Below are 26,248 nucleotides of genomic sequence, written 5' to 3'. Positions count from 1 at the left end.
TCGACTCTGTCGGTGCGGCCGTTTTCAAGTTTCGGGTTATCCAAAGGGACTGTTGCAGCGATCAAACGCTGCAGCGCGCCGGTGGTTCCACGAGCAGGCGGTGGTTCCACGAGCAATTGCTCCAGATCGGCGCGATCTTGTGCCGGAAAAACGACACGGTCGTCGAGGTTTGCGCGCCAACACTGCGAGTTCCCGCATTGTTCGGCTTGCCTAAGCTTCCTTCTATCGCAAACATGCGGATATCCGAATCGGATGCATCGCCCGGGGGGGAATGCTGATGACGCTGAGCATTGTCGACGCAATCACAGGCGAATTAATCCTATTTGCCGCAGTTTTTATTGCGCTGGGTGGGGTGGACGATTTTCTCGTCGACCTCCTTTTTGTCTATTATTGTTGTGCTGGACATCGCCTCTCGCCGAAGTGTTCGGAAAACTGGGGTGGCGGTGCGGCAAGCCGTTTTGCCATTTTCGTGCCCGCATGGGACGAATCGTCGGTGATACGGCCGATGCTGCGCGCAATGCTCGCCCGCTGGACGGACGGCTCGTACCGTATCTATGTCGGTACCTATCCGAATGATCCCGCGACGATCGCCGCTGTGGCATCGCTGGCCCTGGACGACGCGCGGGTGCGCCTCGTCGTCGGTCCGCGCCCCGGACCGACCACCAAGGCCGATTGCCTGAACGCGCTCTGGGCCGCGATGGAACGGGACGCGGCGGCGGAGGGGGAAGGGTTCGCTGCCATTGTGCTGCACGATGCGGAGGACATCGTTCATCCGCAGGAACTCTCGGTCTACGCGCGCTGGATCAAGACGCATGGCGCGGTGCAACTGCCGGTCGCGCCGCTGTGCCAGCCGGGGTCGCGGCTGGTTTCCGGCCATTATGTCGATGAGTTCGCCCAGTCCCATGGGGCGACGCTGCTGGTCCGGCAGATGCTGGGGGCCAGCCTGCCGCTTGCCGGGGTGGGCTGCGCCATCCGGTGCGAGGTGCTGCGGCGGATCGCCGATGCGCGCGGCGTGCCGTTCGATGCGAACAGCCTTACCGAGGATTACGAGCTGGGGCTCAGCCTCCGCGCGATGGGTGCGCGCACGGCCTTTGTCCGCGTGCCGGAGGCGCCGGGCGGCGCGGCGGTGGCCGTGCGTGCCTATTTTCCCGCGACGGTACAGGCCGCGGTGCGGCAAAAGGCGCGCTGGATGGCGGGGATCGCGCTTGCCGGTTGGGACAGGACCGGCTGGTCGCGATTCTGGGATCTGGGCGACCATTGGATGCGGATGCGCGATCGGCGCGCCGCGCTGTCGATGCCTGTCCTCGCCATCGCCTATGTCGCGCTGCTGGGATGGAGCCTTTCGCTGCTCTCCCACTGGATGACCGGCGTGCCGTCTCCCGCGCAGGATGCATGGCTGCAGGCGCTGCTGGCGTTCAATCTGCTGCTGCTCGTCTGGCGCTGGGCGATGCGGACGGTGCTCGTCACCCGCTTGCACGGCTGGCGCGAAGGGCGGTGGGCAGGCCCGCGCATGGTGGTGGCGAATTACATCGCGCTGCTCGCGGCACGACGCGCGCTGTGGACCTATGTCGGGCTGCTCGCCGGCGGCCCGCTCCGCTGGGACAAGACCGCGCACCAGTTTCCCGGATCCCTGTTTGATGCGACACCGGCCGCGGCATGAGCCGCGCCGGCCGCGGCCGCCCGCTGCGCTTCGTCGGCGCGATCGGGCTGGGCTGGATCGGCCTGCGGATCGGGCTGCTGGAGTGGGAGGAAACCGATCTGCCCCCGAGCGTACGGGCTGTGTCCACACGATACGCGGGCGGCTCCGGTGCCACCACGTCGCCGCGGATCATCCGCGCGGCCGAACGGATGGTGCCCCCGTCGGCGGCGGCGCTTCCCGCCCCGACGCGGCAGGAAGAGAGCGCCGCGCTGGCTACGGCAGCTATGCCGATAGCGGAGGGCGCGATCGCCGAAACCCAAGGCGCGGGCGCGGCGTCGATCCGTGTCGCGGCGGCCGTGCTGCCGCCGCGGGTACCGGTGCTGACGCCGTCCCCGGTGCGGCGTCGATGGACCGGCGGCGCATGGCTAGCGTTTCGACCGGGGCAGGGCATCGGCGCGGCGCCGACGGCCGGGCAACTTGGCGGCAGTCAATATGGCGTTCGCCTGGTTCGGGTGCTGGACGCCGAGCGAAAGGTCGCGGTGTTCGGCCGCGTCGCCGGGCCCCTGCGAGGTTTCGGTGCCGAGGCCGCGCTGGGGCTGGAGTGGCGGCCGCTCGCCGCACCCGTGCGGATCGCGATCGAGCAGCGGTTCGGTCTCGACGGCACGCGGGGTGGCCCCGGTATCGGCGCGGTGACCGGACTTGATCGGGAAATTGCGGGCTTTCGGCTCGAAAGCTACGGCCAGGCGGGCGTGATCCTGCGCGAACGGGCGGAACCCTATGCAGACGGTGCGCTGCGGCTCACGCGCGCCGTCACGATCGGAGGGCGCGCGGTGCCGGCGATCGGCATCGGTGCTTGGGGCGCGGCCCAGCGCGGCGCGCAGCGGCTCGATATCGGGCCCACCGTGGTCGCGGGGCTGACGATCGACGGGCTGCGGGCGAGGATCGCTCTCGACTGGCGGCAACGTGTCGCGGGCACGGCGCGGCCGGGCTCCGGCGTCGCGCTGACGCTGGGCAGCGATTTCTGACCCGCCGGAGATGCGAATCCCCACCTTCGCCCTTTCCCGATCCGGCACAAAGGGGCTAGGTCTCGGCCTGCATGGATCTGTACCTCCCCATCGCCAACCTGTCGGTCAATGCGCTCGTGATCGTAGCGCTGGGGCTGGGCGTGGGTCTGCTCTCGGGCATGTTCGGGGTGGGCGGCGGCTTCCTCACCACGCCGCTGCTGATCTTCTACGGCATCCCGCCCACCGTGGCCGCAGCGTCCGCCGCCAGTCAGGTGACCGGCGCCAGCGTATCGGGCGTGTTCGCGCATTTCCGGCGCAAGGGCGTCGACGTGCAGATGGGCGCGGTGCTCGTCACCGGCGGGATCCTCGGCAGCCTGCTGGGCGCCTGGCTGTTCAAGCTGCTGCAGGCCAGCGGGCAGATCGACGTGGTGATCGGCATTCTCTACGTCGTGCTGCTCGGCTCGATCGGCGGGCTGATGGCGAAGGAGTCGGTCGGCGCGATCCGCGTGTCGCGCGGCGCGCGGCCGCCCAAGGCCCGCAAGCGGCGGCACCACCCGCTGGTTGCGGCGCTGCCCTTCCGCTGGCGCTTCTACGCCTCGGGCCTCTACATCTCCCCGCTGGCGCCGCTGCTGCTCGGCGTGTTCGTGGGCGTGCTGACGATGCTGCTGGGGGTGGGCGGCGGCTTCATCCTGGTGCCGGCGATGCTCTACATCCTCGGCATGGGCACGCAGACGGTGGTCGGCACCTCGCTGTTCCAGACGCTGTTCACCACGGCAGTCGCGACGATGGTGCATGCGACGACGACCAAGGCCGTCGACATCGTGCTGGCGATCCTGCTGCTGCTCGGATCGGTGATCGGCGCACAGCTCGGCGCGCGCTTCGCGGCAAAGGCCAAGCCCGAATATCTGCGGCTGCTGCTCGCGGTGATCGTGCTGCTGGTGGCGGCACGGATGCTGCTCGGGCTCGCCTGGCAGCCGGACGAGATCTATTCGGTGGATGCGGCGTGAGACGCGCCTGGGCGCTTGTGCTGCTCGCCCCCCTGCTGATGGGGCAGGCCAAGCCCGAACTGGTGCCGGACGTCTCGCAACGCGACATCGAGATCGCCTACAGCTTCACCGGTGCCGAACTGCTGCTGTTCGGCGCGATCCTCTATCCCGGCGGTCGCGCGCCGGGCGAGGGCGAGCGGCCCGCCGATATCGTCGTGGTGATCAAGGGGCCCACCGAATCGGTGGTGGTGCGCGAGAAATCGAAAGTCGCGGGAATCTGGGTCAACGCCGCGCAAATGCGGTACCGATCGGCACCCAGCTTCTACGCGATGGCCTCGTCGCGGCCGATCCGTCGCCTCGTCGACGAGCGGACGCGGGCGATCTACGAGCTGGGGCTGGATAGCCTGCAGCTTTCCCCCGCCTCGGGCGCCGCGCCGCAGATCCAGCAGCGCTTCGACAGCGGCTTCGTCGATCTAAAGCGACGCAACGGGCTGTTCTACGAGGCTCCGGGCGCGGTCGAGATCACCGGCGGCGTGCTCTATCGCGCGCGGCTCACCATCCCGGCGCGGGTGCCGGTGGGGCGTTTCACGGCCGAGACCTTCCTGATCCGCGACGGGCGCGTACTGGCGGCGGCGGTGCGGCCGATCGAGATCCGCAAATCAGGGTTCGAACGCTTCGTCGCCACCAGCGCCGATCGCAACGCCATCGCCTATGGTCTGGTGGCTGTGGCCGTCTCGTTCCTTTTCGGCTGGGGCGCGGGTGCGCTCTGGCGCCGCTTCTGAGACGCCTGCACACGCAACCTTAACCTGCCCGCGCGCATGCTCCCCCCCGCCTTTTTGGGGGATGCACGATGGAAGGCCAGTTTCGCCTCGGCGGGTTTGAGAATGAAGCGGCGGGCGGTGGGCTGCCGGTGGGCCGCGCGCCGGGCGCCGCGCGCGCGATCGGCGCGGTGTTCGAGATCGCCGGCGCGTCGAGCCAGGTGCTGCTCGACCTTGCCGAACTCGATGCGCTCGCCGCCAGCGCCGACGCCGCGCTCGCCAATGCCGGCCAGGTCGGCGCGCAGGTCAAGATCCGCGTCGGCAGCGCCTGGCTGATCGCCAGCATCCGCACCGCCCGGCTCGACTCCTCGGGCGCGCGCGTTGCGGCCGCGATCGACTTTCTCGGCGAAGGCGACGAGGAGAAGCTGACCGGCAAGCTCTACCGTTTCCGCCGCGGCGTCACCCGCTATCCTACCCCGGGCGCGGAGGTGTTCCCGGTCACTACCGCCGATCTCCGCCAGATTTACGCCGCCGACGATCGCCCCCATATCGAGATCGGCACCGTCTATCCGACCAAGGACATCCGCGCCGCGCTGTATGTCGACGCGATGCTCGGCAAGCATTTCGCGCTGCTCGGCTCGACCGGCACCGGCAAGTCGACCTCCGCCGCGCTGATCCTGCACCGGATCTGCGAGCTGGCGCCGCAGGGCCATGTCGTGATGATCGATCCGCACGGCGAATATGGCAGCGCCTTCCAGCATAATGGCGCGCTGTTCGACGTATCGAACCTGCAGCTGCCCTATTGGCTGATGAACTTCGAGGAACATTGCGAGGTGTTCCTCACCAGCGAGGGCGGCGACCGGCAGGTGGATGCCGACATCCTCGCCAAGTGCCTGCTCGCCGCACGTTCTAAGAACCGGATCGGGCAGGAGATCGGCAAGCTCACCGTCGACGCGCCGGTGCCCTATCTGCTGTCGGATCTCACCAATGCGCTGACGCTCGAGATGGGCAAGATGGACAAGGCGACGGATACCGCGCCTTATCTCCGCCTCAAGAGCAAGATCGACGAGGTGAAGGCCGATCCGCGCTATGCCTTCATGTTCTCGGGCATGCTGGTGGCGGACACGATGGCGACGTTCCTGTCGCGCATCTTCCGCCTGCCGGGGGACGGCAAGCCGATTTCGATCATCGACGTCTCGGGCGTGCCCAACGAGATCACGAGCGTGGTCGTCGCGGTGCTCAGCCGGATGGTGTTCGATTATGCGATCTGGTCGCGCGGCGAGGCGAAGCGGCCGGTGCTGCTCGTCTGCGAGGAGGCGCACCGCTATGTGCCCAACGAGCGCAACGCCGATGGCTCGTCGGTCGGGCGGATCCTCAGCCGCATCGCCAAGGAAGGCCGTAAGTACGGCGTCTCGCTGGGGCTGATCACGCAGCGCCCGTCGGACCTAGCCGAGGGGGTGCTTTCCCAGTGCGGCACGATCCTGTCGATGCGGCTCAACAACGAGCGCGACCAGGCGTTCGTGCGCGCGGCGATGCCGGAAGGCGCGCGGGGTTTCCTCGATGCGATCCCGGCGTTGCGGAACCGGGAATGCATCGCGGTCGGCGAAGGCGTGGCGACGCCGGTGCGGCTGCTGTTCGACGATCTCGATCCCGCCAAGCGCCCGGCTTCGGACGATCCGCTCTTCTCCGAGCTGTGGCGCGAAGTCGGTGGCGAGGAGGCGATGCTGGAGCGGACCATCCGCCGCTGGCGCTCGCAGGGGCGGTAGGACACCGCCCTCTCACCATCATTGTCATTCCCGCGAAGGCGGGAATCCATTGGCTGAGTCGATGCGGTTCCTGCTGCGACGGAACGGCGAATGGATCCCCGCCTTCGCGGGGATGACGCAGGGTTTGTGGCTCCCGAAGTAGCTTACTCCGCCGCTTCCTTCTGCGCGCCATGGCCGACGGGCACCGCCATCAGGCCGTGCAGCCTGGCCTTGAAGGCACCCAGCGCCCCGCCGGCGAGGCGCCGGACCGATGTGAACGACACCGCCCGCGGATTGACCGCGTGGCCATTGCGCGTCGTTTCGAAATGCAGGTGCGGGCCGGTCGACAGGCCGGAATTGCCGCTGCGGCCGATCTGCTGGCCCTTGCGCACCGACTGGCCGGGACGGACCATCACCTTGCTCAGATGCGCATAGCCGGTGCCGAAGCCGCCGCCATGGTCGATCCGCACCAGATTGCCATAGCCCGCCGACCGTCCGGCAAGGCGTACCACCCCGTCGACAGCGGCATAGACCGGCGAGCCATAGGGGGCGGCGATGTCGATGCCCTTGTGCATGCGGGTGAAGCCGAGGATCGGGTGCATCCGCATGCCGAAGGCCGAGGAGAAGCGGCCGTTGACCGGCATCGTCATCATGCCCGTCTTGCTGCCGGTGCCGCTGGCGTCGAACCATTCGGTCTTGCCGTCGCTATCCCAGGGGGCGAGCTGGACGCCGTTCGCACAGCCGGTCACCCCGGCATACATCAACTGGCCATATTGGACTTCGCCGGTCGCGGCGCGCGCCTGGCCGAGGATAAGGTCGAACTTGCAGGCCGATCCCAGCTTCGACACCGAGACTCGGCTGCCGAGCGTGCGCAGGAAGCTTTCCACCGCCTTGGCGGGCGCACCGGCAGCGCGCGCCGAGCGATAGAGGCTGGATCCGATCAGCCCCTGCACGCGCAGCGGCGTCCGGTCGATCGCGATCGGGATCGATTTGATCGCCAGCGCGGCGCCGGTGCGGGCGATCTCGATCCGGCGATCGAAGGCGGCGCGGAAGGCGAGCTTTTCGAGCGGGCGCGGCTGCGACTTGTCGGCGCGGCGGCCCAGCGTCATCTCCAGCACCGTGTTGCGCTGGATCTGGCCGAGCGGCATCGCGCCCGACACCAGGCTGGCGACGATGCCGGCATCCGCCTCGCCCACGCCCGAGCGCTGCAGCACGCTGCGCAGCATCGTGCCGCTGGCGAGCTTCGCTTCATGCTCGATGATCGGGCGCTCGGGGGTGTCGGTAAGCGGCTTGACCAAAGGGGTCGCGGCGACGTGAACACCCGTGCGCGCTCCCTTGGCGAGCGGCGCGATGGCCTGCGCTTGTTGCGCCAGTTCCGCCTCGCCGGCCAGTGGGGCAGGGACGATGCCGGTGATCGGCCGGTCGAAGCCGGGGGCGAGCATCCAGGTCGCGGCGCAAAGCGCGGCGCAGGTCGCGGCACCGCGAAACCAGGTCGGCGAGCCGATATCCGCGCCGAGATCGGGTACCAGGTCGAGCGTCGCCAGCCGCTTGCCGATCCGCGCGGGAACGACGGCCGGGATCGCGCGCGCCAGGCCACCGCCGCCGCCGGCAAGGCCCGAGCCATGATCGTCGCGAAAGAACAAGCCGTGCTGCCCCTAAGACCCGATTGCGCGCGGCATGAAGCGGCGCGTCCATCGAATCACTCTGGAATCATGCTCTTAAAGTCAAATTAAGTTTGCCGCCCGGTGACTTCCTGCGCGCCGACCCGTGCCATGGCTGCGGCGAAACCATCGATATGGGTGCAACCGTCATGAAGTCGTGGAAAAGCCGCGGCAGGGAGTTGCCTAACGGCGCGCGGGCGCCGATCTTGGAAACCGACATGAGCCAGTTCGCCCGTTCGCCCGTCACGGCAGTGCTGGGGCCCACCAACACCGGCAAGACCCACCTCGCCGTCGAGCGGATGTGCGGCCATGCCAGCGGCATGATCGGCTTCCCGCTGCGGCTGCTGGCGCGCGAGGTGTATGACCGCATCGTCCGGATGAAGGGCCCCGCCGAAGTGGCGCTGATCACCGGCGAGGAGAAGATCCTGCCGCCCAAGGCGCGCTGGTTCTGCTGCACGGCGGAGAGCATGCCGCTGGAGCGCGAGACCGCCTTCGTCGCGCTCGACGAGGCGCAGCTGGGGGCCGATCCGGAGCGCGGCCATGTCTTCACCGATCGGCTGCTGCGCGCGCGGGGCCGCGAGGAGACGATGATCCTCGGCTCGGACAGCCTGCGCCCGATGCTCAAGGCGCTGGTGCCCGAGGCGGAGATCGTCGGGCGGCCGCGTTTCTCGACGCTCAGCTATGCGGGCGCCAAGAAGCTCTCGCGCCTGCCGCGACGCTCGGCGATCGTCGCCTTCTCGGCGGAGGAGGTCTATGCCGTCGCCGAGGCGCTGCGGCGGCTACGCGGTGGCGCGGCGGTGGTGATGGGCGCGCTGTCCCCGCGTACCCGCAACGCCCAGGTCGCGATGTTCCAGGCGGGTGAGGTGGATTATCTCGTCGCCACCGATGCGATCGGCATGGGGCTCAACATGGACGTGCACCATGTCGCCTTCGCCTCGCTCCACAAGTTCGACGGCCGCCGCCAGCGCCGGCTTACCATCGCCGAGATGGCGCAGATCGCCGGCCGCGCCGGTCGCCACCAGAAGGACGGCACCTTCGGCGCGCTGCACGAGGAGGGGCCGAGCGCCTTCACCCCCGAGGAGGTGCTGGCGATCGAGGGGCACCAGGTGCCGAGGCTCGAGCATCTCTACTGGCGCGAGGGCGAGCCCGATTTCGCCAGCATCGAGGCGCTGGTCGGCAGCCTCGAACGCAAGCCCCAGGCCGAGGTGCTGCGTGCCGCACCGCAGGCGACAGACCTTGGGGTGCTCAAGCGGCTGGCCGAGGAGGATTGGGTGCGCGCCCGGGTGCGCTCGCCCCGCGCGGTCGCGCGGCTGTGGGCGGCGTGCGGGTTGCCCGATTTCCGCAAGCTCGGCGTCGATCCGCACGCGCGCTTCGTAGGAAGGCTGTTCGGGCATCTCTCCGAAGGACGCGGGCATGTGCCGCACCAATGGTTCGCCGACGAGATCCAGCGGCTCGATAACATGGGCGGCGATGTCGAGACGCTGGCCGGCCGTATCGCGGCGGCGCGCAGCTGGGCCTATATCGCTCACCGCGCCGACTGGCTGGAAGAGCCGGCGCATTGGGCGGAGCGCACCCGGGCGATCGAGGAAAAGCTGTCCGACGCGCTCCACGCCAGCCTCACCCAGCGCTTCGTCGACAAGCGCACCACGGTGCTGCTCCGCCAGATCGGCGCCGATGCCGCGACGCTGCCGGTAACGATCGGGCCCGAAGGCGAGGTGAGCGTGGAGGAGCATCCGCTCGGCACGCTGGAAGGCTTCCGCTTCAAGGTCGCTGCCGAGGCCCGGGCCGGCGACAAGCGCATGCTGCTCGCCGCCGCCGAGAAACGGTTGGCGGGCGAATATCGTCGGCGCGGCGCGGCGCTCGCCGAGGCGCCCGATGCGGAGCTGGCGCAGGTCGGCACCGCGATCCACTGGCGCGGGCATGACGTCGCGCTGCTCAAGCCCGGCGTCAACCTGGTGCGTCCGCGCGTGCAGCTGGATCGCGCGCTCGACGTGCTTGATCCCCAGGCCAAGGCGGCGGTACAGGCGCGGCTGGAGCGCTGGTTCGCGGAGCGGGTGGCCGGCGACCTGCCGGTGCTGGCCAAGCTGGACGCCATCACCCGCGAGGAAGCGGCCGGGGCACCCCTGCGCGCGCTGGCCACTGCGCTGCTCGAACAGGGCGGCCTGCTGCCACGCCGCGCCGCCGGCACGATGCTCGAGGCGCTGGACGGCCCCGCCCGGCACCGGCTGCGCAGGATCGGCATGACCATCGGCACGCTCGACCTGTTCGCGCCCGCGCTGCTCAAGCCGCGCGCCGCCGCCCGCCGCCGGGCGCTGATGGGGCTCGCAAGCGGACCGCCCGATGCCGCCGTCGTGCTGCCGCGCGACGCCGAGGGGGCGGAGCTCGTCCACGGCTTCCGGCCGTTCGGCGCGCAGGCGGTGCGCGTGGATCTTGTCGAGCGGATCGCCCGGGCGGCGCACGAGGCGCGACAGGGACGCAAACCCTTCGCCCCCGATCCGGCGCTCGCCACCTCGATCGGCCTCAAGCCGGAGACGATGGCGCGGCTGATGGCGCAGATGGGCTTCCGCACCGCGCGGGGCGATGCCGAAGGCGTGCAGCGCTGGATCTGGCAGGGCCTCACCCCGATCGCCAGGCCCAAGCCGGTGGCGGTGCCGGGCAATGCCTTCGCGGCGCTGGCGGCGCTCCGCAATGGCTGAGCCCGGCGGGCATGGGCCCACGATGCGGCTCGATCGCTTTCTCTGGTATGCGCGGATCGTGAAGACCCGCAGCGCCGCCCAGGCCCTGTGCGAGAAGGGGCTGCTGCGCATCGACGGGCGCCGGGTGGAAAGGTCGTCCGCGTCGGTGCGGGTCGGCGCGATCCTCGCCTTTCCGATCCAGGGCAGGGTGCGGGTGCTGCGCGTCGGGACGCTGCCGATCCGGCGCGGCCCGCCGGGCGAGGCGCGGCTGTGCTATGAGGATCTCGTCACCGATCGGGACGTTCAGCCCCCGTCCCATGATTGACGTGCGCGCCCAGCGCGCATAGCAGGGCCCCGCATTGATCGTTCGTAGCCAAGGACCGTTTCCCCAATGACCTATGTCGTCACCGACGCATGCATCCGGTGCAAGTACATGGACTGTGTCGAGGTCTGTCCGGTCGACTGTTTCTACGAAGGCGAGAACATGCTCGTCATCAACCCGAGCGAATGCATCGATTGCGGCGTGTGCGAGCCGGAATGCCCGGCCGAGGCGATCCTGCCCGATACCGAGAACGGCCTGGAAAAGTGGCTGGAGCTCAACCGCACCTATTCGGAACAGTGGCCCAACATCACCACCAAGGGCGAGGCCCCGGCCGACGCCGATGCGATGAAGGCCGAGACCGACAAGTTCGACAAGTATTTCTCGCCGAACCCCGGCTCGGGCGACTGATCCTGCGGCAGGCCTGCCGGCACGGGACCCGGCACGCCCGAAATGGGGCACGGCGCATGGATTTATGCGCCGCTCGCATGACCTTTCACTGGTAATTTTATTACGAGCGTGTTAAATAGCGTCCGACGAAGGCAGAAAGACTCGCCTTCGCCCGGAGACGCTAGCGTATGCCCCGTGTTCCCTCGTCCGCCGCGTACCGCGCGCCTGGGCGGGATCCACATTCCAACCGGGGCCGGTAATTCACGAAAGGTTCCTCGCACATGGCTGCCAAGGCGCTGTCCTTCGATGTCGGCGATTATGTCGTTTACCCCAAGCACGGCGTGGGCCGTGTGATCGAGCTGCAGAAGCAGGAAATTGCTGGGATGCAGCTCGAACTCTACGTCCTGCGTTTCGAAAAAGAGAAGATGACGCTCCGTGTGCCGACCAACAAGGCCGAGAGCGTGGGCATGCGCAAGCTTTCCAGCGACAAGACGCTTCGCGAAGCGCTCGATACGCTGAAGGGCAAGCCCAAGGTCAAGCGCACCATGTGGTCGCGTCGCGCCCAGGAATATGAAGCGAAGATCAATTCGGGCGACCTCGTGTCGATCGCCGAGGTGGTCCGCGACCTGTTCCGTGCCGACGACCAGCCCGAGCAGAGCTATTCCGAGCGCCAGATCTTCGAAGGCGCGGCCAGCCGCCTCGCCCGCGAACTGGCGGCGATGGAAGAGATCGACGAGCCCGCAGCGCTGGAAAAGATCCTGGATATCCTGCGCAAGGCCGCGGCGATCCACAACAAGGACAAGGTTCCCGCCTGACGGCAACGGAACCGAACGGTCGGATCAAAAGGGGGCGGAGCCACAAGCTCGCGCCCCCTTTTCGTTTCAGGCATGTTGTGTATTATAACAGCAATACACAAGTTGGGAGGTCACCATGCGTTCGTTGCTCGTCCTTGCGCTGCTACCCTTTGCCACGGCTTGCCACACCAGCTGGAGCGACACCAAAGGCACCGCGGTCGAGGCGAGCGGTACGGGCGCCAGCCGCAGCTTTGCGGCGACGGGCTTTACCGATGTTGCGTTGAAGAGTTCCGACGATGTTGACGTGCGTGTCGGGCCGGACTTCTCGGTACAGGCGGAGGGGGACGCCGCCGTGCTGGACCAGCTCGACATTCGCCTCGACGGAAAGACGCTCAACCTGGGCCGCAAAACCAGGACAGGCGTGATGTGGGACAAGGGCGGCGCGGCCAGAATTCGCATCGTGATGCCGCAGCTGCGCGCGGCGACGGTCGCGGGTTCGGGAACGATGCAGGTGGAGCGCGCCGTCGGGAAGTTCGAAGGCGTGGTAGCGGGATCGGGCGACCTCCGCATTGCGGCAGTCGCGGCGGAGGAAGCGTCGCTGTCTATCGCGGGATCGGGCAACGTCACGCTGGCCGGCCGCGCCGACAAGCTGGACCTGTCGGTCGCGGGCGCGGGTGACCTGAACGGCCAGCAGTTCACCGCCGATCGCGCGGACATTTCGATCGCGGGGTCGGGCAGCGTGCGCGCCAATGTGGGCGGCCCGGCCTCGGTCTCGATCCTCGGCTCGGGCGATGTCGAGCTGCGCGGCGGGGCGAAGTGCGAAGTGAGCAAGATCGGTTCTGGCGCGGTGAAATGCTCCTGAGCGCGCGCCTCCGCGTCTAAGCGTCGGCGCGGCCTTCGACATGGTCGCGCCACCGCCGATCGAAGTCGGCGGCGATGTCGCCCAGCGTGATGTTCGCCAGCTGCTCCACGAGAAGCTGCTCCGCGCGGCGCAGCGCCTCCGCCATCGAGGCGTTGACCGCTTGCTCGACCAGGCATTTGGCAGCGGGGTCCGCCAGCCCGATCGCGAAGACCCGCGGTTCGCCCAGCGCCTTGTAGACGTCGAGCATCCGAAGGTCGTCGAGCGATCGGGACAGCGTCCACCCGCCCGCATGGCCCTTGTTGGAGCGCACGATGCCGGCATCACGCAACCCCGCGAGCGTCCGGCGCACGACCACGGGATTGGTGCCCAGCATCGCGGCTGCGGCCTCGGACGTCATCGGTCCATCCGTCCGGTCCAGATGGATCAGGAGATGGAGCATGCGCGACAATCTTCCGTCCAGTTGCAAGCACCGCCCTTTCTCTCGCTGCATTATCACGACACTTTTCGAGTTGCAAACATCTGGCGGGACAGTAACGTAACATCATATGTTTCGTGATTCGAAAGGTGGTTTATGCACGACGTCATCGTAATCGGGGGCAGCTTCGCAGGGCATGCGGCGGCTTTGCAGCTGGCGCGGGCACGCCAGGACGTGCTGCTGATTGACGCAGGCGCACCCCGCAACCGCTTCGCCGATGCCGCGCACGGGTTCCTGTGCCAGGATGGCCGCGCGCCCCACGCGATACTGCGGGAAGCGGCATGCCAGCTGCTCGCCTATCCCACGGCGGAGATGGTCCAGGCCGAGGCGGTGGGTGCGGAGAAGACGGCGGGCGGCTTCGTGGTGCGGCTGGCGAACGGCACCGATCGACGCGCCCGGCGCCTCGTTCTTGCCACCGGCGTGACGGATACGCTGCCCGACCTTCCGGGCATGGCGGAACGATGGGGCGCTACCGTTCTCCACTGCCCCTATTGCCACGGCTATGAGGTGCGCGATCGCCCGCTGGGCATCATCGCCAACCATCCCATGTCCGCCCATCAGGCGGCGCTGATCCCGGACTGGGGTCCGGCGACCTTCTTCACGCAAGGCCTGTATGAGCCGGATGCGGAGCAGGCCGCGCTACTCGCCCGGCGCCATGTCGCAATCGAGCGCAGCCCGGTCGTGGCGCTGCTGGGAGATGCACCCGGCCTTGCCGGCGTGCGGCTCGCTGACGGACGGGTTGTTGCGGTCGAGGCGGTCTTCACGGCGCCGCGGACCCAGCCGACCGGTCCGATCGCGTCCCTGCTCGGCTGCGCGATGGACGAGGGTCCGAGCGGCCCCTTCGTCACGGTCGATGCCTGGGGCGCGACCAGCGTGGCGGGAGTCTATGCCGCGGGCGATGCGTCCAGTCCGATGCACAATGCTACGCTTGCCGCCGCGTCCGGCGTGCTTGCCGGGATAGGCGCGCATCAATCGCTGATGCGTGCCTGACCCTGCCGATCGTTGTCCGCTCGCCTTTCGCAAGCGACGGCGCTGCCACCCTTATGCCGCCAGCGGGAAGCGCAGCAGCTTGCGTTCCGTTGCGACCAGCGCTTCGGCGCCCGGCCCCACCGCGCGCACGATCTCCGGATGCCCTGCGTCCAGCCCGCCGGTCAGCGCGCCGAAGGCCGGCAGGATCAGCTTGGTGCTGGTCGCCACGAAGCAGCGGCGGGCGACATGGCGCCCGCGCACGGTGAGGCGCAGCTTGGGATGGAAATGGCCGGACAGCTCGGGTCGCGGCTCGCCGGCCGCTGCCTCGTGGCGCAGCACCAGGCCGTCGACATCGGCCTCCTCGTGCACGGTGCCGCCGCAATGGTCGACCAGCACCGAATCATGGTTGCCGGTGATCCAGTGCCATGCCAGCCCGCCGGTCAGCGCGGTCAGCATCGCGCGGGCGTCCGCGGGCAACCGTTCGCAGCCTTCGACATCGTGGAAGCTGTCGCCCAGGCACCAGAGCTCGATCGGCGCCACCCGCTCGACCAGCGCGGTCAGCGCGGAGAGCGTCGCCAGCGTGTCATAGGGCGGCAGCATCTGGCCGCCGAGCGCGAACCAGCTCGCCTTTTCGAAATGCAGGTCGGCGACGAGCAGCGCCCGCCGCGCCGGCCAGTAGAGCGCGCCCTCGGGCAGCGCGCGAAAGTCATGGCCGGCGAACGAAAGGGGAACCATGGCGCTGCTATCCCGCTTCCGTTCGCCTTCGTCAATGCCGATCAGGCGGCGACCGTCGCGCGCTCGACTCGGGTCGTCTCGCCCAGCGCGCCCAGGATGCGCACCCAGGAGCGGATGCCCTTGTGGAAGCTCTTCAGCTCGTACTTCTCGTTGGGCGAATGGATATTGTCGTCGGGCAGCGCGAAGCCGACCATTACGCTGTCCATCCCCAGAATCGAACGGATCGAATTGACCACCGGGATCGAGCCGCCGCAGCCGAGCAGAGCGGATTTGCCCCATTCCGCATCGAGCGCGCCCTGCGTCGCCGCGAGCGGGCCGCTGTCGCTCGCCAGGCTAATTCCGAAGCTGCCGGGGCCGCGCGTCGCGAACTCGGCGGTGCAGTCCTCGGGCAGGCGGCGGCGGACATGGGTCTGAAAGGCCTCCCACACCTGGTCCGGATCCTGGCTGCCGACCAGCCGGAAGCTCACCTTGGCGTGCGCTTCGGCGGGGATCACCGTCTTGAAGCCCTCGCCGGTATAGCCGCCCCACATGCCGTTGATCTCGGCGGTCGGGCGCGACCAGACCTGTTCGAGCACGGTCTTGCCCGTCTCGCCGGCGGGCACGCGCAAGCCGATCTCGCCGAGAAACGCGCCCGCATCGAAGCCGAGCTTGTTCCAGCTTTCGAGGACTGCGGGCTCGGTATCCGGCACGCCGTCATAGAAGCCGTCGAGTGTCACCCGGCCCTCGGCATCCTTCATCTCGCCCAGGATGCCGGCGAGCAGCTGGAGCGGGTTGCGGGCCGCGCCGCCGTACAGGCCCGAATGCAAGTCGCGCGAGGGCCCGCGCACGGTCACTTGGCCGGCGGCCATGCCGCGCAGGCCGATGGTGATGCCTGGGGTGTCGCGATCCCACATCAGCGTGTCGCAGATCAGCGCGAAATCGGCCTTCAGTTCCTCGGCATGGGCATGGAGGAACGGCTCGAGGCTGGTCGAGCCCGATTCCTCCTCGCCCTCGAACAGGATGGTGACGCGGCAGGGCAGGCGGCCTTCCGCCTGCTTCCAGGCGCGGCACGCCTCGATGAAGGTGCGCAGCTGGCCCTTGTCGTCCGAGGCGCCGCGGCCGACGATCGTCCTGGAGCCGTCGGCGCGGGTGTCGATCCACGGATCGAACGGGTCGCGCGTCCAGAGCTCGATCGGATCGACCGGCTGGACGTCGTAATGGCCGTAGAACAGCACGTGCGGGCCATCCCCGTCGTGATGCGCGACGACCATCGGGTGGCCGGGCGTATCGGCGACGCGCGCCGCGAAGCCGATCTCGGTGAGTTCGGCGGCAAGCTGCTCGGCGGCGCGACGGCAGTCGGCGGCATAGGCCGGATCGGTGGAGACGGAGGGCACGCGCATCAGCGCGGCGAGGCGCTCGACGCTGGAATCGAGCTGCGCATCGGCGAACGCAAGGACGGAGTCGGTCATGGGCGTGCAGCTATGCCGCGCCGCGCCCGCCCGCAACCCCGGCAAAGGGGAAGGAGAGTCTCGGAAGCGTCATATGGCATGGTTAACAAGTTGTTAGCGCCGTGATGGCGCGTTCTGGGGGACTTTCATGCTTCGCAATACCGCTATCGCGCTGGCGCTGTCGTGCGCCGTCATCGTTCCGGCTCAGGCCCAGCTGGTGCTGCTTGCGCAGGGCCAGCTTACCGGCAGCGCGGCCGGCGTCGGCAAGGATCTGTCCGGCCTCGGCTACACGCTCGAAAACGGCGTGCCCGCCGACATTCTCGGCGGTATCGGCTCGGGGCTGACCTATGCCGGCGGCAACACCTTCCTGGCGGTGCCCGATCGTGGGCCCAATGCCACCGAGTATAACCTCGCGATCGATCACACGACCTCGTACATCAGCCGCTTCCAGACGCTGAGCATGGCGCTCACCGCCTCGACGGGCGGCGGCCTGCCCTTCACGCTGACCCCGCAGCTGCAGAAGACGACGCTGCTCTACAGCCCGACCGCGCTGACCTACGGCACCGGCGCCGGGCTCGGCACCAAGGCGGACGGCACCCCGCTCGGCTCGGGCGCGCCGGTGGTGAACAGCGCCGGGAAGTATTATTTCAGCGGCCGCTCGGACAATTACGGCGCGGGCAGTTCGAGCAACCCGGCCAACGGCCGCTTTGACCCGGAGGCAATTCGCGTCTCAAACGACGGCAAGAGCGTCTTCATCTCCGATGAGTACGGCCCCTATGTCCGCCAGTTCGACCGGGCGACCGGCGCGCTGGTGAAGACCTTCACGCTGCCCACCAACCTCGACATCACCAATCTCTCGCCCAACGGCGATACCGAGATCGACGGCAATACCGTTGGCCGCGTTGCCAACAAGGGCATGGAAGGCCTGGCGATCACCCCCGACGGCAAGACGCTGGTCGGCATCATGCAGGCGGCACTCGAGCAGGATGCCGACAAGGCGGGCAAGCTGGTTCGCATCGTCACGATCGACATCGCGACGGGTGCGACTCACGAATATGGCTACAGGCTCACCGGCGGTTCGGGCGTGAGCGAGATCGTGGCACTGAACGACCACCAGTTCCTGATCGACGAGCGCGACGGCAAGGGTCTGGGCGACGGATCCACCGCCAAGGTCAAGCAGCTGTTCCTCGTCGACCTGAACGGCGCTGCCGACATCACCAACCTCAGCGGCAAGGCCGCGCTGGACAAGGCGGTGGCCAAGTCTTCCACGCCGTTCCTCGATCTGGTCGCGGAACTCGCCAAGCAGGGTGTCACCGGCGCCAATGTGCCCGCCAAGATCGAAGGCGTCAGCTTCGGGCAGGACGTGGCGTATAACGGCGGTATCTACCACACGCTCTATATCGCCAACGACAATGATTTCGTGCCGGGCGTTGCTGGTGGCAACCAGTTTTACGTGTTCGGTTTTCAGGACAAGGATCTGCCGGGCTATGTCGCCCAGTCGGTGGCCGCGGTGCCGGAACCGGGCGTCTGGGCGATGCTGATCGCCGGACTGGGGATGATCGGCGGCATGCTGCGCCGTCGGAGGAAGCTAACGCTCGCCTGAATGGACGGCGGGTGCGGAGGTCCGCCGGGGCTCCGCACCCTTCTGCCATGGCGGGGTTCGAAAGCCTTGCCGCCCCCTTGTCGCTCTGAGATAGTCGCGGCCGGGGAAGGGACCGCGTGACGACAGAGAGCGATACGGGCACGGGTGCGCGGTACGGCGCGTTCATCAGCTACAACCATGCGGATCAGGCGCGGGCGCGCTGGCTGCATCGCGCGCTGGAGCGGTACCGCATTCCGGCCAAGCTGGTCGGGCTGGAAACGGCGGCGGGACCGGTGCCGCGGCGGCTGGGGCGCATTTTCCGCGATCTCGACGAACTGCCCGCCGCGAGCGACCTCAGCGCCGAGGTGCGCGCAGCCATCGCCGAATCGCAGTGCCTGATCGTCGTGTGCACGCCGGCGGGTGCCGCGTCGCGCTGGGTGGCGCGCGAGATCGAACTCTTCCGCGAACTGCATCCGACCCGTCCCGTGCTCGCCGCGCTGTTCGAAGGCGAGCCGGCCGATGCCATGCCGCTGCCGCTGCTGCGTACCGCCCAGGGTGCGGAGACCGAGCCGCTTGCCGCCGATTTCCGCGACGGTAAGGACGGCAAGCGGCTGGCGTTGCTAAAGCTGGTCGCCGGCGCGCTGGGAGTGCCGCTAGACGCGCTGGTGCAGCGCGACGCGCAGGCGCGGGTGCGGCGCGTGACGGCCGTCACGGCCCTGGCGATTCTTCTGCTGCTAGCCATGGCCGGATTGACGATCCTGGCCGTGCGGGCCCGCGGGGAGGCGGAGGCTCGGCGTGCCCAGGCGGAGGGGCTGGTGGAATTCATGCTGACCGATCTGCGGGGCCGGCTGAAAGAGGTCGGCCGGCTCGACGTGCTTCGGGAAGCGAATGAACGTGCCCTCGCCTATTATGGCGAACAGGATCTTACCGATCTGCCGCCCGATGTTCTTGCCCGTCGTGCGCGTGCGGTGATGACCATCGGCGAGGATGCGATGGAGGCCAAGGATACGGCCCGGGCCCGCGCCGCCTTTGTCGAGGCGGACCGTGTCACCGGCAGCCTGATCCAGCGAGCGCCTGATAGCTATGACGTCGTGTTCGCCCACGCCCAAAGCCAGTTTTATCTCGGCTCGCTTGCGTTTGAGGCGGACGATCTGGCGCGCGCCGAACCCTATTTCGAATCCTACGCCAAGCTCGCCCATCGTCTGGTCGCGCTGGATCCGCGCGACAAGCGCAGCGCCGAAGAGGTCGCCTATTCGAGCGGGAATCTTTGCGCATTGCGGATGAAGCAGCATGCGGTGGCCCGGATGGTGCCGCTATGTCGCGAGGCGCTGGAGGCGAGCGAAGCGCTGGCACGCCGCGAACCCGCCAATGACCAGCACGTGCGGAGCGTCGCCGATCGGCAGGGGTGGTTGGCCGACGCGGAGCGCGCATCCGGCAATGCTGCCGCCGCCCGGCAGTTGCGGCGGGCGCAGGTTGCATTGATTGGACAGTTGGTGGCCAAAGACCCGCGCAATGCCCGCAATCGGCGCCTGCTGATCTGGGCGGAGCGCGCGCTGGCCAAAGCCGAATGGCGAGCGGGTGATGCGGCGGCAGGCATCGTCCGGATGCGCTCCGCTATCGAACATCTGCGAAAAATGACCGCGACGGATACCGAAAATAAAGAACTGTCCGATAAATTGGGAGATATGCAGGCTGAACTGCAAGACATCGAAAGGGGACAACAATGATCGGTCAATATCCGCTGTCGGTATATCCGCCTTCTGCTATCACTCTTGTCAAGCGATTTCAGATATATACTAGCAGTGGTGGTGGATCTCCTGTTCAGGATCTCCAATTTCATATCCTCGGCTATGAAGAAGTTGATCGTGTCGGCAATGGCAAGCAGGTAACGGCTGAGGACGACTTTACGAAGATCGTGCGCGATTTCGTGCTTGCGCCCGCCAACATCGATCACCAGACGCCCGCACCGGACCATCCCACGCCGGGGACCGTGCCGACCCAGCTTGACTTTGTGGTGCGCCAGCCTTGCTGCGTGATCCTCAAGCTGATCGGCAATTATTGGGAATATACCCCCAACAGCCTGTATGTGAGCACCAAGCACGAATATCCGGACGGCAAATATCGTCGTCCCTTCCCGCTGCTGGACAACAACGGCCGGATCGCCGCCGTTGGCTTCTTCGTCGAGTATGTTACGCCGCCACAGGACCGGAAGACGTGCGACGGCTTGAACCTCTACGTCGATTTTGTGCACGACAATTACCGCCTGCCGCTGATCATCGATCCGACTGTCGAGAACCGCGGCGACGGCGGGTGATCGAGGGAATGTAACATGCTACAGGAGAGGGAATGCATGAGGGCAAGCCGGGACGGATGACGCCAAAGGTGCTTACCATCACCGCCCAGGCGCGTGCCGGTGCGCTCGATCTCGCCTGGCGCATGTTCCGCGACGCGGGGTTTGACCGCGTCGTGGACGATCCCGCCGTGCTCAGCCTGCGCGGCAGGCTCCTCAAGGACGAGGCGCTGCTGCTCGCCGGCGAGGCCCGGCGGCAGCATGCCCGCGAAGCCGCCGCCGCCTATAGCGCGGCGGCGCAGCTGGCGCCGGCCCCTTACCCCCTGATCAATGCGGCGACGCTCGCGCTGATCGCCGGTGATATGGCGGGCAGCCGGGCGCTCGCCGCCGACGTGCAGGAACTGTTGCAGGCGGGCGTTACCGACGAAACCCCCTATTGGCTGGGGGCAACCGAGGCGGAGGCGCTGCTGCTCGGCGGCGACCGCGACGCCGCCGAAATTGCGCTCGCCCGCGCGATCGGCGCGGCGCCGCTGGCCTGGGAGGACCATGCTTCGACGCTGCGCCAGTTCGGCGTGATCCTCGCCGAGCAGGGCGCGTCGGCGGCATGGCTCGATGCCTATCGCCCACCGCGCAGCCTCCATTTCGCCGGCCATATGCGGCTGCCCGAGGACGTGGCGGCGCTTTCCGACTCGATCGATGCGCTGCTGGAGCAGGAGCGGGTGGGCTTCGGCTATGGTGCGCTCGCCGCGGGGGCCGACCTGCTGATCGCCGAGCGGCTGATCGCGCGCGGTGCCGAGCTGCACGTGGTGCTGCCCGGCGACGTCGCTGCGTTCGTCGATCGCTCCGTGCGCCCGCATGGCGAGGGCTGGGTGAGGCGCTTCGAGGCGGCGCTGGCCGAGGCTGCCAGCGTTCAGGAAATGGGCGCGGCGAGCCCGGCGGCGTTCATGCCTTCGGTGCGCCTCGCCGATCTCGTCGCGATGGGGCGGGCGACGATGCACGCCGCCCTGCTCCAGTCCGAGGCGGTGCAGCTGCTGCTCGGGCCCGCCTCGATCGACGAGGTCGGGCAAAGCGCGCATGCGGGCGGGCTGTGGCACAGGGCCGGCCGCCGCCAGCATTTGCTGCCGCTGCGCGCGCCCGCCACGCCGCACGGCACCGATCGCACCGCGCTGCAAATCGTGTCGGTGCTCGCGGTCGACCTGCTCGGCGGCGAGGGCGAAGATTTCGCCGCGCTTGACCGGGACGTAGCGTGCCGCTTGCCGGCGCTGCGGGAGGCGCTGCGGGCGGTGCCGCCGCTGGCCGTACGCTGGGGCGCGCGCCGCCTGCTGATCGCGTTCGACGGCGCCGGCCAGGCCCGTGATGCGGCGGTTCGGCTGGCGGCGGCACTGGGCGGCAGCGGACCGCTTCGCCAGTCGCTGCACATCGGCCTCGCCACGGCGATCGACGATCCTGTGACGGGCGCGCCGATCCTGCTGGGCGGCGCCTTCGATCTCGCCGAGCGCATGCTGGGGGTGACGACGCCGGGCGCTACCTTCGCCAGCGAAGCCTTCGCCGCGAGCCTCGCTGCCTGCCAGGCCGATGCGGGGCGGGCCGAGCTGGTGGGGGAGATCGCGCTGGCGGGGCAGGCGCCGACCACGCTCTACGCGCTGAAGCCCAGCCTCAGACGATAAGCGCCTCGAGCCGGGCGGGTGCGACGATCTCCAGCCCGTCCTCGTGCCGCTGCACGATGCCGCGCCGCTCCAGCGCCGAGACTGCCCGAGACACGGTTTCGCGCGCGGTCTGTACCCGCAGCGCCAGGTCGGAGAGTACGGGAAGGGGGCGGATCCAGCGCCCATCCTGCGCGCGGGCCAGGCGCAGCAACTCCGCATGCACGCGTCCGGTCGCGGACAGGGTGAGCCGGGCGGAGACGAGCTGGCTGAGCGACGAGAACTGCCGCACCATCGTCCGCGCCAGCACTACGCCGACACCGGCATGGCGCTCGGCCAGCGCGTAGAACTCGGCCGTGGCGAAGCTGGCGACATGGGTGGGCAGGGTGGCGGTGCAGTCCGCCGCCTGTTCGCGGCCGGGGTCGACGCCGCCGAAAATGTCCCCGGGGTGATATTCCGCCAGCTGCAGCACCCGGCCGTCCAGCGTCACCATCGCGGCGCGGACATGGCCTTCCAGCAGCACCAGCACGCGGCCGGACATCTCCCCTTGGTGGACGATCGTGGCACCCGGCGGACAGCGACGCGCCAACGCCGCCGCGGCCAGCTCGGCCGCGATCGCTTCGCTGCACGCGAAAAGTTGGGCGAACCGCGTCGCCAGATCGATGTCGCCTGCCCCCACGCCCCGCATTTCGCTGCGAAAACTGCAATCGCACCATGTTGACGGATTTGCGGCGTGGCAAGTCCGTTCCGGATGCAAGACAGCGAATCCGGATGCTTTCGGGTAATCTGCGCCGCGTTTTCGCGCCTTTGGCGTGCGGGCTAAATGGGCATCGCCTCGCTGCCGCCCCCTCCCGCCGCCGTCCGGACATGTGTCACGCCGCCGCTGCGGTGGCGCGATCGGGCCAGGCGGCGGGTAGCACGCAGCGAACGACCCGCACCTCGAACGCTGCCCAAGCATGCGCATCCCTGGCCTTCATCTGATGCGCTGGCCGCAGGCGAGTTGCAAGCAAGCCCGTAAATCTCGTGACAACGTTTACCGTGCAAAATGCGTTTGTTGCTGATCGTTGCTGCAAAGTCACACATCGTTCGCGAGTTTAATTGACAATTTGTTTTTCTATTGCGACACCGTCGCCAACAGCCGCGGGCTCACGTCTGACATCGCGGTCAGAAAAACCATGGGGTGCCTGGGGGCCCTCAGGTTGAAGAGGGAGAAGGATCTTGTCCAACGGCAATCTGTTCCGTTCGTCGTCGGCGCCCGTGCGTCACCGGCTGCTGTGCCAGCTGATGCTCGGCACCAGCCTGTGCGCTGCACTGCCAGGTCTCGCCTTCGCGCAGGCAACGACGACGCAGCCGCAAGCGGGCGATTCCAGCGCGCCGCAAAATGCCGCGCCGAGCGACGGCGAGGGAGACATCGTCGTCACCGGCTATCGCGCCTCGATCGAAGCCAGCCTGTCGCAGAAGCGCGATGCCAATGCGTTCGTCGACGTGATCACCGCGGAGGACGTCGGCAAGTTCCCCGACAAGAACGTGGCGGACGCGCTGCAGCGCGTCCCCGGCGTGGTGATCGAACGCGATGGCGGTGAAGGCAGCCGGGTGAGCATCCGCGGCCTCAGCTCCGATCTGACGTTAACCGAGCTCAACGGCAATTTCATTGCCTCGGCCGACTCCGGCGATCCCTCGCGCAGCTTCAACTATCTGCTGCTGCCGGCAAACCTGATCGGCAGCGTAGAGGTGTTCAAGTCGTCCGAAGCGCGGCTGGATGAAGGCGGCGTCGGCGGCGTGATCATCAACCACACGCGTCGCCCGTTCGACCTCAAGCCCTGGTCGGGCAACGTCCAGGTCGAGGGCACCTATTCGGACGTCACCAAGAAGGTTGAGCCCAGCGTTTCGGGCCTGCTCTCCTGGCACAACGAGGCCAAGACCTTCGGGCTGCTGTTGGGGGCGACCTATCAGGTCCGCACCAACCGCACGCTGAGCGCGGCGACCGAAAGCTGGCATTGGTGGACCGACGCGGCCAATCCGAAGCAGGCGACTGACGTCAACGGCAAGACCTACGCCAATGACGATGCCATCTCCTATTGGAACGACGGTGTGACCACGCAAGGTGGCACGCATTATAACGGCTATTGGGCGCCGCAGTCGGTCGACGAGACCGTGCTGATCGAGAAGCGCAAGCGGCTGGGAATCCAGGCGACTGCGCAGTGGCAGCCGTTCGAGGGCTTCAATCTCACCGCCAATTATTTCCGCTTCCAGCTCAATGGCGACAATGTCTCCAACCTCATCAAGATTCCCGAATGGGGTTACGGGAATTTCTTCACCGGCGGCCAGTTCGACAAGAGCGGCACGATCCTTACCTCGGCGACCTTCCAGGTGCCGCCGGACGGGACGGCATGCCGTACCGGCACCTCGCCCTGCACGATGGAAACCCCGGCGATGCAGAGCTATTATGCGCGCCAGAAGACCGTCTCGAACACCTACGACCTGCACGGCGACTATACGCATGATCGCCTGACCGTGTCGTTCGCCGGCGGCAAGACGCGCGCGACCGGCGGTCCGTCCTTCCAGTTCTACGCCCAGGCCAAGCCGCGGCTGGTGGTCGGCGACGGCCTCGCCAATCGCGTCAACGGCAACATGCTGAGCCAGTGGAGCTTCACCGGCCAGTCGGTGGCGATGCAATTCTCGCCCGAACTCCAGCAGAACCTGATGAAGGGAATCTCGCAGGTCGATCTGGGCTCGACCGGGTCGGGCTATACCAACAGCGCGATCGAGCAGAAATATGCCCAGATCGACCTGACCCGCCGCTTCGACAGCTTCATCGACTCGATTCAGGTCGGTGCCAAGTGGCGCGAGGGCAAGGTGGAACGGCAGACCGGGCGTTTCGAATGGTATTCGGATGCCGCCAACACGCTGCGCTATCAGGATACCGCCGGCGCGGCGGTGACCCAGCCGGCCTTCTTCCTCAGCCAGCCGATCGGCAACATCGCCGGCGGGTTCACGACGAGCGTCTTCCCGGCGTTCAACATGGACAATTATCTGGCCTATCTGAACAAGACCTATAACGGCCCGGTCCGCGTGCCCGAGCCGGAGAACCGCTACGACATCAAGGAGCGGATCTGGGCGGGCTATGCCCAGGCGAACTTCAAGATGAACAACATACGCGGCAATATCGGCCTGCGCGTGGTGAGCACCAAGCAGTCGGGCGTGTCGACCGACGTGATCTATTACGAGAATGACTATTGCCAGAACACCAACGGCGACCCGTTCGTCCCGCCGCCGGTGGGCCCGGACGGCAACTGCCTCGTGCTGCCGCAGGCGCAGCGCGAAGTGAAGGTGTTCAGCCCGAACGACGAGTCCAAGCGCTACACGGACTTCCTGCCGAGCTTCAACATCTCGTGGGAGGTGACGCCGAACCTGCTGATCCGCGGCGCGGCGTCGAAGGTGATCGCGCGGCCGGGCTATGGCGACCTCGCCGGCGCCCGCTCGCTGACCTTCAACTCGGACGCGTTCGTCTATGACCGCGCCCAGTTCGGTGCGCTGCCCGGCTGGTTCGGCAGCGGCGGCAACTTCAATCTGAAGCCGTTCAAGGCATGGCAGTATGACGTTGGCGTGGAATGGTATTTCCACCGCGGCTCGGTGCTCGGCGGCACGCTGTTCCGCAAGGACGTGTCGGACTTCATCGTGCCGCTGGTGCTCGACATTCAGAGCGAAGTTGCCGGCAACACGGTGACGGTGCAGCAATATTCGACCCAGGCGAACGGTTCCAATGCGGTGTCGCAGGGTGTCGAGCTCTACGCGCAGCATACCTTGCCGTTCGGGCTCGGCGCGCAGGTGAACTTTACCTATAACGACACCTCGGTCGCCGAGATCACGCTGGATGGCAAGAAGGTGGGCGATTCCCCGCTGGTCGGCAGCGCAAAGACGCAGATCAACGGCTCGATCTTCTTCGAGACCAAGAAGCTGCTGCTCCGCGCCTCGTACAACCGCCGCGGCGAGCGGGTCGGCGGTATCCAGTCGGGCCTGAACGTCTATTCGGATCCGTATGAGCAGGTCGATCTCAACGCCTCGTACAATTTCTTCGAGAACCTGCAGCTGACCGCCTCGGTGATCAACCTCACCAAGTCGGAGGAGCGGGCGCACCTGGGCAACGACACCGACGCGCGCTTCATCAGCAACCAATATACCGGACGCCGTGCCTATCTGGGGCTGGCCTACAAGTTCTGATCGTACCCCCCCCTCTGGCGGGGCGGCCGACGCCGCCCCGCCTCCTTTTTACCCGTCGCCAGGCTATTCAGCG

21 protein-coding genes are annotated in these 26,248 nt (G+C 67.7%); 16 read left to right on the top strand and 5 right to left on the bottom strand.

Features of this window, described 5'->3' with window-relative positions; translation table 11 throughout:
• Positions 1-271: 271 nt before the first annotated feature.
• The 5 genes from S2M10_RS13925 to S2M10_RS13905 all read left to right on the top strand — a co-directional run bounded on the left by S2M10_RS13925 (position 272) and on the right by S2M10_RS13905 (position 6,153).
• Positions 272-1,660, top strand: coding sequence for a glycosyl transferase family protein (locus S2M10_RS13925; RefSeq protein WP_348770601.1), 1,389 nt, complete (start codon positions 272-274; stop codon positions 1,658-1,660).
• On the top strand, positions 1,657-2,664 hold the full coding sequence (locus S2M10_RS13920) for a hypothetical protein (protein WP_168846595.1): 1,008 nt from the start codon (positions 1,657-1,659) through the stop codon (positions 2,662-2,664). Before S2M10_RS13925 ends, S2M10_RS13920 begins: the two co-directional genes overlap by 4 nt.
• 71 nt (positions 2,665-2,735) lie before the next feature.
• Positions 2,736-3,650, top strand: a complete 915-nt coding sequence (locus tag S2M10_RS13915; RefSeq protein ID WP_168846594.1) for a sulfite exporter TauE/SafE family protein — start codon at positions 2,736-2,738, stop codon at positions 3,648-3,650.
• A 38-nt stretch (positions 3,651-3,688) separates the two neighbouring features.
• Positions 3,689-4,411 (top strand): TIGR02186 family protein, encoded by a 723-nt coding sequence (locus S2M10_RS13910; protein WP_168846818.1) that lies wholly within the window; start codon positions 3,689-3,691, stop codon positions 4,409-4,411.
• A 68-nt stretch (positions 4,412-4,479) separates the two neighbouring features.
• The gene (locus S2M10_RS13905) at positions 4,480-6,153 is read left to right on the top strand and encodes a DUF87 domain-containing protein (RefSeq protein WP_247650815.1); all 1,674 of its coding nucleotides are present in this window, start codon (positions 4,480-4,482) and stop codon (positions 6,151-6,153) included.
• A 143-nt stretch (positions 6,154-6,296) separates the two neighbouring features.
• On the opposite strand, the gene S2M10_RS13900 is transcribed toward S2M10_RS13905, so the two are convergent.
• Positions 6,297-7,775 carry a M23 family metallopeptidase gene (locus tag S2M10_RS13900; RefSeq protein WP_168846593.1) on the bottom strand — a complete coding sequence of 493 codons (1,479 nt, stop codon included), beginning with the start codon at positions 7,773-7,775 and terminating at the stop codon, positions 6,297-6,299.
• 236 nt (positions 7,776-8,011) lie between these two features.
• Here S2M10_RS13900 and S2M10_RS13895 point away from each other — a divergent pair, with 236 nt between their 5' ends.
• The 5 genes from S2M10_RS13895 (at position 8,012) to S2M10_RS13875 (ending at position 12,833) form a co-directional block, all read left to right on the top strand.
• A complete protein-coding gene (locus tag S2M10_RS13895; RefSeq protein ID WP_168846592.1) occupies positions 8,012-10,489 on the top strand; it encodes a helicase-related protein in 2,478 nt (825 codons plus the stop codon).
• Entirely contained in the window at positions 10,482-10,793 is a 312-nt protein-coding gene (locus S2M10_RS13890; protein WP_168846591.1) for a S4 domain-containing protein, read from the top strand. Before S2M10_RS13895 ends, S2M10_RS13890 begins: the two co-directional genes overlap by 8 nt.
• A gap of 66 nt (positions 10,794-10,859) precedes the next feature.
• On the top strand, positions 10,860-11,198 hold the full coding sequence (gene fdxA / locus S2M10_RS13885) for a ferredoxin FdxA (RefSeq protein WP_066722732.1): 339 nt from the start codon (positions 10,860-10,862) through the stop codon (positions 11,196-11,198).
• Between the two features lie 260 nt (positions 11,199-11,458).
• On the top strand, positions 11,459-11,992 hold the full coding sequence (locus S2M10_RS13880; RefSeq protein WP_066722729.1) for a CarD family transcriptional regulator: 534 nt from the start codon (positions 11,459-11,461) through the stop codon (positions 11,990-11,992).
• A gap of 115 nt (positions 11,993-12,107) precedes the next feature.
• Positions 12,108-12,833, top strand: coding sequence for a head GIN domain-containing protein (locus tag S2M10_RS13875; RefSeq protein ID WP_168846590.1), 726 nt, complete (start codon positions 12,108-12,110; stop codon positions 12,831-12,833).
• A gap of 16 nt (positions 12,834-12,849) precedes the next feature.
• Here the strand turns inward: S2M10_RS13875 and S2M10_RS13870 are convergent, their stop codons facing one another.
• Positions 12,850-13,272 (bottom strand): Rrf2 family transcriptional regulator, encoded by a 423-nt coding sequence (locus S2M10_RS13870; RefSeq protein ID WP_247650814.1) that lies wholly within the window; start codon positions 13,270-13,272, stop codon positions 12,850-12,852.
• A 132-nt stretch (positions 13,273-13,404) separates the two neighbouring features.
• Here S2M10_RS13870 and S2M10_RS13865 point away from each other — a divergent pair, with 132 nt between their 5' ends.
• Positions 13,405-14,298: an NAD(P)/FAD-dependent oxidoreductase gene (locus S2M10_RS13865; protein ID WP_168846588.1), complete on the top strand. Its 894-nt coding sequence runs from the start codon at positions 13,405-13,407 to the stop codon at positions 14,296-14,298.
• 51 nt (positions 14,299-14,349) lie between these two features.
• Here the strand turns inward: S2M10_RS13865 and pdeM are convergent, their stop codons facing one another.
• Complete coding sequence (pdeM, locus tag S2M10_RS13860; protein ID WP_168846587.1) at positions 14,350-15,012, bottom strand: ligase-associated DNA damage response endonuclease PdeM; 663 nt, start codon at positions 15,010-15,012, stop codon at positions 14,350-14,352.
• Positions 15,013-15,053: 41 nt separating this feature from the next.
• Positions 15,054-16,460: a M20/M25/M40 family metallo-hydrolase gene (locus S2M10_RS13855; protein WP_168846586.1), complete on the bottom strand. Its 1,407-nt coding sequence runs from the start codon at positions 16,458-16,460 to the stop codon at positions 15,054-15,056.
• 127 nt (positions 16,461-16,587) lie between these two features.
• On the opposite strand from S2M10_RS13855, the gene S2M10_RS13850 reads away from it, so the two are divergent.
• From S2M10_RS13850 to S2M10_RS13835, 4 genes are all read left to right on the top strand, one after another.
• Positions 16,588-18,042, top strand: coding sequence for an esterase-like activity of phytase family protein (locus S2M10_RS13850; protein ID WP_168846585.1), 1,455 nt, complete (start codon positions 16,588-16,590; stop codon positions 18,040-18,042).
• Between the two features lie 116 nt (positions 18,043-18,158).
• Positions 18,159-19,748 (top strand): toll/interleukin-1 receptor domain-containing protein, encoded by a 1,590-nt coding sequence (locus S2M10_RS13845; RefSeq protein WP_168846584.1) that lies wholly within the window; start codon positions 18,159-18,161, stop codon positions 19,746-19,748.
• Complete coding sequence (locus S2M10_RS13840) at positions 19,745-20,335, top strand: nucleotide synthetase (protein WP_168846583.1); 591 nt, start codon at positions 19,745-19,747, stop codon at positions 20,333-20,335. Before S2M10_RS13845 ends, S2M10_RS13840 begins: the two co-directional genes overlap by 4 nt.
• Positions 20,336-20,367: 32 nt before the next feature.
• Positions 20,368-21,978, top strand: coding sequence for a tetratricopeptide repeat-containing protein (locus tag S2M10_RS13835; RefSeq protein ID WP_168846582.1), 1,611 nt, complete (start codon positions 20,368-20,370; stop codon positions 21,976-21,978).
• Here the strand turns inward: S2M10_RS13835 and S2M10_RS13830 are convergent.
• On the bottom strand, positions 21,968-22,642 hold the full coding sequence (locus S2M10_RS13830; RefSeq protein WP_168846581.1) for a Crp/Fnr family transcriptional regulator: 675 nt from the start codon (positions 22,640-22,642) through the stop codon (positions 21,968-21,970). The two genes, S2M10_RS13835 and S2M10_RS13830, sit on opposite strands and share 11 nt — an antisense overlap.
• Before the next feature lie 530 nt (positions 22,643-23,172).
• Between S2M10_RS13830 and S2M10_RS13825 the strand changes: the two genes are divergently transcribed.
• The gene (locus S2M10_RS13825) at positions 23,173-26,175 is read left to right on the top strand and encodes a TonB-dependent receptor (RefSeq protein WP_247650813.1); all 3,003 of its coding nucleotides are present in this window, start codon (positions 23,173-23,175) and stop codon (positions 26,173-26,175) included.
• Positions 26,176-26,248 lie beyond the last annotated feature (73 nt).

Source organism: Sphingomonas sp. S2M10 (assembly GCF_012650175.1).
Taxonomy (GTDB): Bacteria; Pseudomonadota; Alphaproteobacteria; order Sphingomonadales; family Sphingomonadaceae; genus Sphingomonas.
Note: the sequence above shows the minus strand (reverse complement) of the source record. Positions and strands in the feature narration are given on the sequence as shown.